The following is a 13,659-nucleotide window of genomic DNA, read 5'->3' on the forward strand; positions in this document are numbered from 1 at the left end:
GCTTTCTCCAAGGCCTTTTCCAAGTCCTTTATGCGCTTTTTTAACTCTGCGGTGTCTTTAGTTTTTGGCTTTTCCATAGGAGTTAAAGTTACAGCTCCTTTCTCTAATTTCTTCTTATACCGGTTAACCCAATTGGTTAGAATATAGGTGTTTGGTAATCCATACTTTTTTACAACAGCTGCTGTGGATTGATTCTGGTAGACGACCAGCTCTATCAATTTTTCTTTAAATTCTGCAGGATAATCTAACCTTGCCATTACTTCTTTGTTCATCGAAAACTTAGTTTTTTCTCAAAAACTGTAAAGTTATAGACGGATAAGACCAGGTGTATAGTAAATCCAGGATTATCAATCAATTGGTGTATAGCCAATCCAGGACGTGACAATAGCTAGAACAAGGACAATACACAATGTATTATTCTAGGACTATCGGTTATAGCAAGTCCATAGTGAGTCCATGGTAAGTCCATGTCAGGTCCATGTTTCTATATAAAAACATGGATTTTCCATTAATTTATATATAAGTTACTTTGGATTTACCTGCTCTTACATATAAGCCCGGTATAAAGCTATTACAAACAGACCATCTAATTTGCGGAGCCTATTATGGGCAATAATCGGACCTGCGAAAGCTCACTCATTATACCATAAATAATCATTTGACATTAAAATAAAAACGGGTAACTTTGCGGCTCAAAATTTTTCTCCAATGAGTCAATCAATAAAGATCAAAAACGCTTTAATTTCAGTTTATTACAAAGATGGTTTAGAACCATTAGTTCGCTTACTTGCTCAGCAAGGTGTACAATTATTCTCTACCGGAGGTACCGAACAGTTCATTAAAGACCTGAATATCCCTGTTACAGCTGTTGAAGACCTTACTGGTTATCCTTCAATTTTAGGAGGAAGAGTAAAAACATTACATCCGAAAGTTTTTGGTGGTATCTTAAACCGCAGAGGGCTTGGAGCAGATCAGGAGCAGATTGCCGAATATGAAATCCCTGAAATAGATCTTGTAATTGTTGACTTATATCCTTTCGAGGAAACGGTTAAAGCCGGTGGTTCTGAATCAGACATTATCGAAAAAATAGATATCGGTGGTATTTCACTGATCAGAGCAGCTGCAAAAAACTTCAATGATGTAGTAATTCTGGCTTCTAAAGATGATTATTCAACTTTAGAAGAACAACTTGAAGCACAAAATGGAGAAACTACATTAGCTCAGCGTAAAGCGTTCGCTAAAAAAGCATTCCATACTTCATCTCATTACGACACTGCAATTTTCAATTATTTCAATACTGAAGAGCCACTTAACGTGTTTAAGCATAGCATAAAACAAGCACAAACTTTAAGATATGGTGAGAATCCACATCAACAAGGTGTATTTTATGGAGATCTGAATGCCATGTTCACTAAACTGAATGGTAAAGAGCTTTCGTACAACAACCTGGTTGACGTAGATGCTGCTGTTGCTTTAATTGATGAATTCGAAGCACCAACTTTTGCGATCTTAAAACATACCAATGCTTGTGGTGTAGCGTCAAAACCAACTATTTTAGAAGCATGGAACGTAGCACTTGCCTGTGATCCTGTTTCCGCATTTGGTGGTGTATTGATTGCTAACAGAGAAATTGACCTTGCAACTGCAACAGAAATCAACAAATTATTCTTCGAAGTATTAATTGCCCCTTCTTATCAACCGGAAGCTGTTGAGCTTTTCCGCGCTAAAAAGAACAGGGTAATTTTACAGCGTAATGAAGTTGAACTGAGCAAAAAACAGTTTAAAACTTTATTAAACGGTGTAATTGAGCAGGATAAAGATTTAATTATCGAAGGTCCTGAGCAAATGACTGCCGTAACTGAAAAAGTGCCTACTGCACAAGAGTTACAAGATTTATACTTCGCTAACAAAATTGTAAAGCATACAAAATCAAATACAATTGTATTTGTTAAAAACGACCAATTGTTATCAAGTGGTGTTGGCCAGACTTCAAGAGTAGATGCTTTAAAGCAAGCTATTGTGAAGGCTGACGCTTTTAACTTCGACTTGAAGGGTTCTGTTATGGCTTCTGATGCGTTCTTCCCTTTCCCGGATTGCGTAGAAATTGCTGCTGAAGCTGGCATTACCGCTGTTTTACAACCTGGTGGCTCAATTAAGGATGCTGACTCTATCAATATGGCTAACGAAAAAGGAATTGCCATGGTTACTACCGGAGTACGTCACTTTAAACACTAATTTATTTATCAGCTAATACAATAAAAAGCCGTAGTTTTACATTAATATAGTACACAGAATTATTAATACTTAAATTATCACCTATAAATGGGTTTATTTAATTGGTTTACACAAGAGGTTGCTATCGATTTAGGTACGGCAAACACCTTGATTATACATAATGACAAAGTAGTAGTTGATGAGCCTTCAATAGTTGCTTTTGACAGACAAACAAATAAAATTATTGCTATTGGGAGACAAGCCATGCAAATGGAGGGTAAAACCCATGATAATATCCGTACGGTAAGACCGCTAAAGGATGGAGTAATTGCAGATTTTAACGCTGCTGAGGCCATGATCAAAGGTATGATCCGTATGTTAAATGGTGGTAAAGGCTGGATGTTCCCTTCATTAAGAATGGTTATCTGTATCCCTTCAGGTATTACCGAGGTTGAAAAACGCGCGGTAAGAGATTCGGCAGAAATTGCCGGTGCTAAAGAGGTATACCTGATCCACGAGCCTATGGCTGCTGCTGTAGGTATCGGTATTGATGTGGAAGAACCAATGGGTAATATGATTATCGATATCGGTGGTGGTACTACAGAGATTGCTGTAATTGCCTTATCAGGTATTGTATGCGATCAATCTATCCGCGTTGCGGGAGATAACTTCGACTCGGATATTGTAAACTACATTCGTCGTCAGCACAACATTATGATCGGTGATCGTACTGCTGAGAAAATTAAAATAGAAGTCGGCGCCGCTTTACCTGAATTACAGGATCCACCATCTGACTTTGCTGTTCAGGGAAGAGATTTAATGACTGGTGTACCTAAACAAATCACCGTATCTTATACTGAGATTGCACATTGCCTGGATAAATCTATTTCTAAAATTGAAGAGGCGATTCTTAAAGCATTAGAGATTACTCCTCCCGAGCTTTCTGCAGATATTTACCAGACTGGTATTTATTTAACCGGTGGCGGTGCTTTGCTTCGTGGCCTGGATAAACGTGTGGCAGCAAAAACAAAACTTCCTGTCCATGTAGCCGAAGATCCTCTTCGTGCTGTAGTACGCGGAACAGGTATCGCCTTAAAGAACATTGGCGGTTTTAAATTTTTAATGCAATAATTAAATGAATAATAGCTTAATGAAGGTTTCTAAAGAACATTAGAAACCTTCATTATTTACATCTCCCTGAATATGCGTAACCTTTGGATTTTCTTAAACAGATATAACGCATTTTTCTTTTTTATTATTTTTTTTACAGTTGGTGTTATCTTAACTATAAAAAACAACGCCTATCAACGGAGCATAACTGTAAACTCTACCAATGAGGTAGTAGGAGAAGTTTACCAAAACCTGAATGTCTTAAAGAAGTACCTTAATCTAGGTCCGGTAAATGATAGCCTTTCCGCCGAAAATGCTAAACTAAAAACGGAATTACTATCACTTCAAAATATTGACAGTGCAAAAGCAGTTACTGTTACTGACACGGCAAACAAGCCCGTGTATACTTATTTATCCGCAAGGGTAATTAAGAACTCTATTACATTGCGAAACAATGTCATCACGATCAATAAAGGAAGGGCAGATGGAATTGCTCCTGATATGGCAGTGATTTCTCCCGGACAAGGTGTAGTTGGTTTTGTGCTGGATGTTTCCGAGCACCTGGCTACGATTCGATCCCTATTACACAAAGACGCTAAAATAAGTGTTACCCTTAAAAAAAGTAATGCGCTAGGTATATTGGTATGGGGCGTCGGTAATTCTGATTTTTCAAAAGCCTTTGTAAAGGAAATCCCCAATCACTTTAAAGTAAGTCTTAAAGACACCATTGTTACTTCAGGCTTCTCACGTTTCCCTGCTGGTATTCCTGTAGGGATTGTAACCAATACTGCAGTACCGACAGGAGACAATTTCATGTCGGTGGAGGTCAAACTTTTCAATGATTTTAGTACTTTACAATATGTTTACGTGGTGAGTTACAAATATGCAGCCGAACAAAAAGAATTAGAAGCAAAGTTACCCAATGAATAGTAAGTTAATACTGGTAAATATAGTCAGGTGGTTTGTACTACTTTTAATTCAAATTCTTTTGTTAAGGAATTTGAGTTTCTACAATATGGCCACACCTTTTGTGTACATTATATTCCTCTTACTGATTCCTTTCGGCACGCCTAACCTGTTGCTCTATTTAATCGCTTTTGCAACGGGCTTAACCTTAGATGCATTTTACGACACCCTTGGTGTACATACAGCGGCATGTGTGGCCTTGGCTTTTGTAAGGATCCTATTTATTTCCGTGACCATGAATCGTGATGGCTTTGATGAACCTGAACCGACCTTAGGTAATATGGGCTTTAAATGGTTTATCATCTATGCACTGTTGTGTACTTTATCTCACCACCTGGTTTTGTTCTTTTTAGAAACTTTCAGGTTAGTAGAATTCTCTTATACATTGATGAGATGTTTTTTCAGCGTCGCATTTACTTTGTTTAGTGTTGTATTGATAGAATTTATATTCTATAATAGAAAGATGCGCTAATGGACAATCTGTTTAATCGAAAATATGTTATACAGGTATTGTTCATTGTTGTTGCTCTGATTTTACTTGGTACACTTTTTTATATACAGGTTGCGAGCGAAAAATATTTCATTGCCGCAGAGAGTAACGTGCTGAAGAAGATTTATACTTTCCCGGCGCGTGGTGTTATTTATGACCGCAATGAAAAACCACTGGCTCAAAATGAAGCGGTTTATGACCTGATGGTCATTCCAAATCAGGTGAAAGAGTTTGATACGGCTGCACTTTGCCGGATTATTGATATAGACATGAAGCGTTTTGCGCGAAATTTCAATAAAGCATCCGCCCAATCAAGGTACCAACCGAGTATTTTTGAGCGCCAGTTATCGGTACAGGTCTACGCAACCTTGTCTGAACAACTATCGCGTTTTCCAGGCTTCTTTGTCCAAAGCAGAACCATCAGGCATTATCCTGATAGCGTAGCTGCCCATTTCCTTGGATACATAAAAGAGGTATCTCCGCTCGACATTCAGAACTCTGAAGGATATTACCGATCGGGAGATTACATAGGTAAATCAGGGGTAGAAAAATCTTATGAGACCTTACTGAGGGGCGAAAGAGGGATCGTAAACATGATGTACGATGTCCGAAACGTTCCCAAAGGAAGCTATGCAGAAGGTCGATTTGATACAGCCGCAGTATCAGGAGACCGACTTATTTCATCATTAGACCTTAAGTTGCAAAAGCTTGGAGAGGACCTGATGCGCAATAAAGTCGGTAGTATCGTAGCTATAGAACCTGCGTCCGGGGAGATACTTGCTTTTGTAAGCAGTCCTACCTATGACCCCAATTTAATGGTTGGAAGAAGCCAGGGTAATAATTACATGGAGCTGCTAAAAAACCCAAATCGTGTATTTAATATTCGTCCGATACAAGGCTACTACTCTCCTGGTTCATCGTTCAAACCTCTGGATGCATTGTTAGGCCTGCAGGAAGGTGTGATTGATCCGAGTATGACATTTAACTGTCCTGGTTATTTCAAGGTTGGAGGCCATACGGTAAAATGCGAACACGTAGATGGGAACATCGCTTTAAGAATGGGTCTTGCCCGTTCTTGTAATACTTACGCCTGTTATGTGTTTCAAAAATTACTTACACAGCGTAAATATCCAAATCAGCGTGTAGCTTATGATGAATGGCAAAAAAAGGTCAGGAAATTTGGTCTTGGAGAAAAACTAGGTATTGATTTGCCTTCGGAACGTAACGGAAGATTATATGATGCCGCTTACTATTCTGGTAAATACAGCAAATACTGGAACTATGGTACCGTAATTTCACTCGCCATTGGTCAGGGGGAAATGGACGCAACTCCTTTACAAATGGCTAATATTATGGCCATCATTGCTAATCGTGGTTATTACATCAAGCCTCACCTGGTTAAAGCTATTGGAAAAAACAGGGTGATTAAAAAAGAATATGTAAAAAAGAATTACGTGGATGTGGAAGCCAGACATTTTGAACCCGTAATTGATGGGATGCAGGATGCGGTAAACGCTCCATGGGGAACGGCTATCCAATCGCGGATAGACGGTATAGTGATGTGCGGGAAAACGGGTACAGTACAAAATCCACGTGGGAAAAACCACTCAGTGTTTATTGGTTTTGCGCCAAGGGATAACCCAAAAATTGCGATTGCTGTAATTGTTGAAAATGCAGGCTATGGTAGTACTTATGCTGCGCCTATAGCCAGTTATATTGCAGAGCAATACTTAAAAGGAGAAGTTTCTAAATATAAACTTGCCCAGGTTGCGTGGATGAAGAGCCAGGTTATTTTACCTGAACCTCCAAAGCCAAAGGTAAAGCCAAAACCGAAGGGGACTGATTCGATAGAAAAGGTAACCACTCCGGTATTGCCAGATCAAAATCACACAAAAAGTAAACCTATTCAGATTACACAATGATCAATCAGCAAAGTAACAACAGGTTCTTCTTTAATGTAGACTGGGTAACTATCCTGATCTATATAGCACTGTGTGCTATTGGTTTTGTAAATATCTATGCTTCGATACCTCAAGTTGAAGAATCCACCGCTTTTAATTTTGCCTCCAATTATGGCAAGCAACTAATCTTCATCATGACAGGCTTAGTACTGGGTTTCTCCATACTATTGCTTGATGCGAAGTTTTTCAGCATCTTCTCTCCTATCATTTATGGGGTAACAATGATCTTATTGCTGGTTGTATTGGTTGTTGGACGTAATGTGGGCGGTAACCAAGCCTGGATACCAATAGGATCATTCCGCTTACAACCATCAGAGCTAGCCAAATTTGGTACAGCATTGCTACTGGCCAGATATATCAGTTCCTTTAATCCAAAGCTCAATACGTTAAAACCAGTATTGATCGCAGCTGTGATCATCGTTGTGCCTATGTGTCTGATCATGTTGCAACCCGATGCTGGCTCGATGCTGGTGTTTCTTTCCTTTATGTTCCCCTTATACCGCGAAGGTTTACCTGGTTATTTATTGATCATTTTCTGGGGAATGGTGCTTTTATTCATTCTAAACCTTTTTCTTTCTCAATGGGTACTGATTTCAATAATATTGATTCTAGGTGGATTATTCATCTACTTCAATAAGAAAAAGCATCAGCGAATGATCATGATCGGTATCATTATGATCTCTGCAATCGGCTATCTGTTTATTGCCAAATTGGTGTTTGAGAATGTTTTACAACCACATCAACGTACGCGAATTGAACTGATTCTCGGTCTTAAAACCGACCCAAAAGGTGCGGGATATAATGTGAATCAATCAAAAATAGCCATTGGCTCGGGGCAGCTTACCGGTCGTGGTTTTTTACAGGGCACACAAACCAAATATGGTTACGTACCGGAACAAAGTACCGATTTCATTTTTTCTACCATTGGAGAGGAATGGGGATTTGCTGGTTGCTTTGTAGTAATTGGACTATACATGTTTTTACTGCTCAGGATCGTCAATCTCGCAGAACGGCAACGATCTACCTTCTCACGCGTTTACGGCTACTGTGTGGCTTGTATCATCTTCTTCCACGTATTTATCAATATAGGGATGACTATAGGTATTATACCGGTAATCGGTATACCCCTACCATTTATCAGTTACGGAGGATCTTCATTATGGAGCTTTACCGTATTGCTGTTCATCTTCCTTAAGTTGGATTCGAACAGAATGGGATTCATTTAAATAGCTTTTTGCTAAGCCTTATAAACATTACTTACTCGGGAAACGTTGATTCAACAGCTCGTAAAACTGATCAACAGTACCTTGCTTGGAGGACCAGTTATTTTTCACAGCATAATTCTGCTGCAAAAAGTTATCCGCAGTTTTAAAATCAGGCATTTTATTGATCAGTTCAATCGCTTCCGCATAAGCAAGATTATAACCATTAAACAGATCTTTTATATAAAGTAGTTTTTGATTAAGATTTATAGCCTGCTTTAAATCAGTAATTGCAGTTTTATTATTTTCCTCATTCAGACTCGTCGAAAAGTTGCTTTTTCCTGCCAGCAAATCATTTAGTGTAGGTCGCACCTGATTCAGATCCGGCTCTGCAGAACGGGGAACTTCTACTATTTTATCTGCCACAGGTTCAACAGCAGGTTGTACGATTATTTTCTCTTCAACTTTCTCTGGCATTGGTTCCTCAACCGGAGCAGTCTCCACCTTCTCTGCGAATAAAACAGGCTCAGCACTAACCTCCTCCTCTACTTCGATCAATTGTTGCTGGAGCTGGCTATCTCTTAATCTTTGCTTCTGAGCAATGATCTCTTCTTCCTGTCTGCTTAAAGGTCTATCGAAAATTGCATTAACGGGCTTCTCCTCGAACTCAAACTTATCTGTTAAAGATTCTTCATTTAATAAGAACTCAAATTTTAAAGGTTCACGTTCTGGCTCCTGCTCTTCAACTTGCGGCGGAGTAACCACAACTTCAGATTCCTCTTCGTTATCGTCCTCCTCATTTTCAACAGCATATGCAGCTTCCAGTTCCTCAAGTGTTTTCTCTTTAGCCATTACGGGCTCTTTCTCCTGTATAGCAGTTACAACGGGAGTCTGGTCTTCAGTATGTTCCTGAATAGCCTTTTGAGGTTTATTGCTATTAATTTTCCTTACTATCTGAACATGATCTGATAAAAAATTTGTGTTCGCCAGAAAAAGCTCCAGTTCTAACTCATTGAGTTGACTCGGGTTTCGAGCCAAAAACTCATATTGATCCTGTAGCTCATTTAATATCTGTCCTACTTTTTTAAAAATATCCTCTTGGTTCATCATAATTTAATAACGGGAGAATTGACGATTTATGTTGGTAACTTGACATTCAAAAGTACTACAAAATTCTGATATTAGCAGGCTCTTAAATCCAATCAGGCATGTTATTCAGCGAACAAAATTACAGACGAGGAGAGTATCGAGGCAGCATTGAGGTAATTTGCGGCTCTATGTTTTCGGGTAAAACCGAAGAATTACTAAGAAGATTAAAGAGGGCGCAGATCGCTAAATTAAATATCGAGATCTTCAAACCAAAAACAGATACGCGCTATGATGAGACTGCTGTAGTTTCACACGATCTGAATTCCATCCAATCTACTCCCGTTGAAAGTTCTTCCGCAATTCTATTTCTTGATGCAAAAACTCAGGTTGTAGGTATTGATGAAGCACAGTTTTTTGACGACAACTTACCCGAAGTATGTAACAAGCTTGCCCGAAAAGGAATAAGGGTAATTGTTGCTGGTCTGGATATGGATTATATGGGTAAACCTTTTGGCCCGATCCCAGCCTTAATGGCCATTGCCGAACTGGTAACTAAAGTAAACGCCGTATGCGTAATATGTGGCAGTCCCGCTGTATATTCTTACCGTACTGTAGCCAACGCCAACAGAGTACTTTTAGGTGAGAAAGACAGTTATGAGCCTAGGTGCAGGCATTGTTATCACCTGGATGACATAGATTAGCGTGTATTTATCCGTTGGGGCAGTTGTCGCACCTCTTCCCTTTCAGATACTTTTCACAGCATACCTTTTTCTTCTTTTTCTTTTTATCTTTTTTATCCCCCTTAGCGGCTTTTTTATCCTTTTTCTTTGACATGGCCCATGATATTTATAAACAAAAAAAGGTACATACTGTTTGCCTTTTGCAATAAGTATGTACCTTATAACCAGAATAACTGGTAATAATATATTAAGCCTCGCTGGAGTAAGAAATCTGCCCTACGTGCTTATCAATCTGCCATCTGCCAGTTCCTTCTTCACCGATTACATCAAACAGTTCAAGCGCACGACGTGCTTTGTACTCTTCTTCTCTTTGCTCTCTGAAGAACCAGTTTAGAAACTCGATAGTTACGTAATCTTGTTCTTTATGGCAACGTGCGGCAATGTTTTTAATAGATTGTGTTACGCTAATCTCTTGTTCTAAAGCCTCCTCAAACACTTCACGGAACGAGTTATATTCTCCTTTAACATTTGTAATTTCAGGAGAAACAGCGTTCCCGCCCATATCCAGAACATACTTAAAGAATTTAAGTTGGTGTTGTCTCTCTTCTTCTGCCTGTGCAAAGAAATAATCAGAAGAGAAATCATAACCATTGCGGTTACACCATGAAGCCATTGATAAGTATATCGCTGATGAATGTGCTTCTTTTTTTATTTGCTGGTTTATAAGTGTCTCTACATCTGATGAGAGTAAACACTTAACACGCATAATGTCTTTCATATGATGTATGTATTAAGTTCCTATTTTCTATTACAAAAATACGGCTAACTATTTACAATACTCAAAATAAGGTTAATATGGAAAGAATCTAATTCCAGCCTAATCAGATGATTATGCGATGCAGGCGATCGTAGATGATGTGGTTCAGTTCAAGCATCACAAATGTTCCCTGAAGTAATTCCTTTAAAGCTATGATTTCCAATAGTGATAAAACATAACAGTGATCGCAAGCGCAAATAAAAAGTATCTCCAGATCCGGAGCTTTAGTATTATTTAACAACAGATCCTCAATATCAATATGGTAAACGGCCTTTTTTAATTTCAGTATATTTCTGTAATCGAAGCGGGCAAGCTTTCCTGCAAAATCAATATACCAACAATTTTCACTATCAGATTGATAGATCGCACCTGCCTTAGTGCTAAACACTTCAACGAAATCAATGGAAGATTGGACGGTTAAATTTTGCATTAGTAAATATTGATTGGCACAAAGGTGATTATTATTTAGATTTATTCCAAATCAACACAAGCTTTTTGTGAAAAATTTCATCAAAAATCCTTTAAACTTCTATTTTCCATCCCTTCTCGCCGTCATAATGATGATATCGCGGTCAACAATTTCGCCAGTATGACTGGTGGTCAGGTCTTTCTGCTGCTTAACATCAGTAACGATAAACCCTGCCGACCTAAACAATTGCTCAGCATCCGAAGCATCGTACAATTTAAACCTGTATTTGGTAAATGGTAGTTTCTCCATAAACTCCTTAGTCCCTATCGCCAGACAAAAAAGTCCGCCATGTTTTAACACTCTTTTTATTTCAGCAGCATAAGCCAACGGGTCTGCCCAAAAATAAAGCGTATTTACAGTAAAAATCTTATCAAAGAATTCATCATCAAAATTTAACTTGTCTGCAGCAGTAAGCGAAAAAGAAACCTGGCCTTTATTTACTTCGGCTTCATTTATTCTATTTGCTTCTGCTACCATGGTATCTGAAATATCTACACCATAATAACGTATACCCGAAGCCTTGGTCATTAAATCTTTTACATGCGTACCATTTCCAGGTCCAATCTCCAGCACGACATCACCTTTAGCAATATCCAGCGCCTCAATTGCACTTTTGGTCATGTTGTTATTTGTATGTGCCATACGTTCCGCAGTCATAATTCCATCCGCTCCCTCAGGCTTACCAAGCTGACCGGCTATTTCCCTCAGTTGTTGTTCAGTTAATTTACTCATATTCTGAAATTCATCTATTTATTTTTTTGTTTTTCAATGGTCAGATGGAGCCTTTGATGATTAAAATAATTATTGCTCTGTGTGCTTTAATAATTATTTTAATTATGTCGGGTTCATATACAAACTTATTATTTTTCCCTTTAAAGCGCTTATAGAAATTAGAACTATTCTAAATAAAAGAAAAGCACATTCTCAATTATAAAATTACATTGTTTTTGTGATGCAAGAACTAACTTTGCAAAAATATGGCTCAAGGTTTGATAGCATCGTTTAACGATTAGTAAACATCCCTTTGAATTGATGACCACTACACAAATAATTATGATATTAAGCCTTATTCATGGAGAACAAAGCTGAAAATCCATCCATACAAAACGCTGAAGTTAAGGCCCCGGGTAAATTAGCCCGTATGTTTTTAACTTTATATGATGTTTATAAATTCATTGCTCGTTTTTTCAAAGAGGGTTTTCTGCCCCCTTATGAGGTAAAAGAGCTGTTTCGTCAGTGTTACGAAATTGGTTACCGATCGGCACTCCTGATCTCTACCACAGGATTTATTACCGGCATTGTATTTACCAAGCAGTCGCGCCCTTCACTATCAGAATTTGGAGCAACCTCATGGTTGCCTTCGCTGGTTGGGATTGCCTTACTTAGGACATTGGCCCCTTTACTTACAGGTCTTATTGCAGCCGGAAAAGTAGGTTCCAGTATTGGCGCCGAACTCGGTTCAATGCGTGTTACTGAACAGATAGATGCTATGGAGGTTTCGGCAACGAATCCTTTCAAATTTTTAGTTTCTACCCGTGTGCTGGCCGCAACCATTACTATTCCTATCCTTACCTTTTATACTGCTATGGTGGGCATGCTGGGTGCATTGCTTAATGTTTCATTAAGTGAAGGCACTAGTGCAAGAGCCTTCTTTCAATCCTCATTGGAACAAATCACTTTCCTTGATATTACCGCCTCTACCATCAAAGCTATTCTTTTTGGTTTTACTATTGGAATGGTTGGCTGCTATCAGGGCTATAATTCATCAAAAGGAACCGAAGGTGTGGGTAAAGCAGCTAATTCGGCCGTAGTTATTGCCATGTTCCTCATATTTATAGAAGAAGTGGTTTCTGTACAATTCTTTGGTCTATTTAGAAGCTGATCTTAATAATGGAAGAAAAACCAACACTTAAAAACAGCACAAAAGTAATAGAGATCAAAGGATTGAATAAGTCGTTTGGCAATTACCATGTGCTTAAGGGGGTAGACCTTGATTTGTACAAAGGAGAGAATCTTGTTGTTCTGGGGAAATCAGGAACAGGAAAATCAGTGCTCATAAAAATCATCGTAGGTTTACTTACGCCTGATGCAGGTCAGGTAAGCGTACTCAACCAGCATGTAGATCAGATTACTTATAAGGAACTACTCGCGTTAAGATTAAAGGTAGGTTTCTCCTTTCAAAATAGCGCCTTGTACGACAGTATGACGGTAAGAGAGAACCTTGAATTCCCTTTAGTAAGAAATCAAAAAAGCCTGACTAAAAGAGAGGTGAATATGGCTGTAGAAGAAATGCTGGATGCCGTAGGTCTACTGCAAACAATTAACCAGATGCCATCAGAGCTTTCAGGTGGACAAAGAAAAAGGATCGGCATTGCCCGTACATTGATCTTACGTCCGGAAATCATGCTTTATGACGAGCCTACAGCAGGTCTGGATCCAATCACCTGTCTGGAGATCAACAACCTCATCAACGAAGTTCAGGAAAGATTTCATACCAGCTCTATTGTAATTACACATGATCTTACCTGCGCCAAAGCGGTAGGAAACAGAGTGGCCATGCTCTTAGACGGGCAGTTTCAACGTCTTGGAACATTTGAAGAAGTATTTAACACAAACGATGAAAGGGTTAAGCCTTTTTACGATTATAATTTTATTCACTAA

The 13,659-nt window shown here is 38.7% G+C and carries 15 protein-coding genes; 9 read left to right on the forward strand and 6 right to left on the reverse strand.

Translation table 11 applies throughout. The features are described from left to right. On the reverse strand, positions 1–272 hold a 272-nt coding region (locus B9A18_RS20935; RefSeq protein ID WP_144009572.1), incomplete at its 3' end, for a transposase. Between the two features lie 436 nt (positions 273–708). Here B9A18_RS20935 and purH point away from each other — a divergent pair. From purH to rodA, 6 genes are all read left to right on the forward strand, one after another. Next, the gene (gene purH, locus B9A18_RS20940) at positions 709–2,235 is read left to right on the forward strand and encodes a bifunctional phosphoribosylaminoimidazolecarboxamide formyltransferase/IMP cyclohydrolase (RefSeq protein ID WP_084291509.1); all 1,527 of its coding nucleotides are present in this window, start codon (positions 709–711) and stop codon (positions 2,233–2,235) included. A gap of 87 nt (positions 2,236–2,322) precedes the next feature. Further along, positions 2,323–3,345: a rod shape-determining protein gene (locus B9A18_RS20945; protein WP_084291510.1), complete on the forward strand. Its 1,023-nt coding sequence runs from the start codon at positions 2,323–2,325 to the stop codon at positions 3,343–3,345. Positions 3,346–3,417: 72 nt separating this feature from the next. Then, positions 3,418–4,254 carry a rod shape-determining protein MreC gene (gene mreC, locus B9A18_RS20950; RefSeq protein WP_084291511.1) on the forward strand — a complete coding sequence of 279 codons (837 nt, stop codon included), beginning with the start codon at positions 3,418–3,420 and terminating at the stop codon, positions 4,252–4,254. Continuing rightward, positions 4,247–4,762 (forward strand): rod shape-determining protein MreD, encoded by a 516-nt coding sequence (locus B9A18_RS20955; protein WP_084291512.1) that lies wholly within the window; start codon positions 4,247–4,249, stop codon positions 4,760–4,762. The genes mreC and B9A18_RS20955 overlap by 8 nt, the downstream gene beginning before the upstream one ends. Next, positions 4,762–6,702 carry a penicillin-binding protein 2 gene (gene mrdA, locus B9A18_RS20960; protein WP_084291513.1) on the forward strand — a complete coding sequence of 647 codons (1,941 nt, stop codon included), beginning with the start codon at positions 4,762–4,764 and terminating at the stop codon, positions 6,700–6,702. Before B9A18_RS20955 ends, mrdA begins: the two co-directional genes overlap by 1 nt. Further along, on the forward strand, positions 6,699–7,967 hold the full coding sequence (rodA, locus tag B9A18_RS20965; protein ID WP_084291514.1) for a rod shape-determining protein RodA: 1,269 nt from the start codon (positions 6,699–6,701) through the stop codon (positions 7,965–7,967). Before mrdA ends, rodA begins: the two co-directional genes overlap by 4 nt. A gap of 27 nt (positions 7,968–7,994) precedes the next feature. Here rodA and B9A18_RS20970 read toward each other — a convergent pair whose 3' ends face one another. Further along, positions 7,995–9,053: a hypothetical protein gene (locus B9A18_RS20970; protein WP_084291515.1), complete on the reverse strand. Its 1,059-nt coding sequence runs from the start codon at positions 9,051–9,053 to the stop codon at positions 7,995–7,997. A 98-nt stretch (positions 9,054–9,151) separates the two neighbouring features. Between B9A18_RS20970 and B9A18_RS20975 the strand changes: the two genes are divergently transcribed. Then, entirely contained in the window at positions 9,152–9,733 is a 582-nt protein-coding gene (locus tag B9A18_RS20975) for a thymidine kinase (protein ID WP_084291516.1), read from the forward strand. A 7-nt stretch (positions 9,734–9,740) separates the two neighbouring features. On the opposite strand, the gene B9A18_RS25570 is transcribed toward B9A18_RS20975, so the two are convergent. The 4 genes from B9A18_RS25570 to B9A18_RS20990 form a co-directional block, all read right to left on the reverse strand. After that, positions 9,741–9,866, reverse strand: a complete 126-nt coding sequence (locus B9A18_RS25570; RefSeq protein ID WP_262497678.1) for a hypothetical protein — start codon at positions 9,864–9,866, stop codon at positions 9,741–9,743. A 93-nt stretch (positions 9,867–9,959) separates the two neighbouring features. Further along, on the reverse strand, positions 9,960–10,490 hold the full coding sequence (locus B9A18_RS20980) for a ferritin (protein ID WP_084291517.1): 531 nt from the start codon (positions 10,488–10,490) through the stop codon (positions 9,960–9,962). A gap of 103 nt (positions 10,491–10,593) precedes the next feature. Next, complete coding sequence (locus tag B9A18_RS20985; RefSeq protein WP_084291518.1) at positions 10,594–10,959, reverse strand: hypothetical protein; 366 nt, start codon at positions 10,957–10,959, stop codon at positions 10,594–10,596. 99 nt (positions 10,960–11,058) lie between these two features. Further along, positions 11,059–11,730, reverse strand: a complete 672-nt coding sequence (locus B9A18_RS20990; RefSeq protein ID WP_084291519.1) for a class I SAM-dependent methyltransferase — start codon at positions 11,728–11,730, stop codon at positions 11,059–11,061. Between the two features lie 340 nt (positions 11,731–12,070). Here B9A18_RS20990 and B9A18_RS20995 point away from each other — a divergent pair, with 340 nt between their 5' ends. Further along, positions 12,071–12,880 carry an MlaE family ABC transporter permease gene (locus B9A18_RS20995; protein ID WP_084291520.1) on the forward strand — a complete coding sequence of 270 codons (810 nt, stop codon included), beginning with the start codon at positions 12,071–12,073 and terminating at the stop codon, positions 12,878–12,880. 8 nt (positions 12,881–12,888) lie between these two features. Next, the gene (locus B9A18_RS21000; protein WP_084291521.1) at positions 12,889–13,659 is read left to right on the forward strand and encodes an ABC transporter ATP-binding protein; all 771 of its coding nucleotides are present in this window, start codon (positions 12,889–12,891) and stop codon (positions 13,657–13,659) included.

This window comes from Pedobacter nyackensis (assembly GCF_900176505.1).
Lineage (GTDB): Bacteria > Bacteroidota > Bacteroidia > Sphingobacteriales > Sphingobacteriaceae > Pedobacter > Pedobacter nyackensis.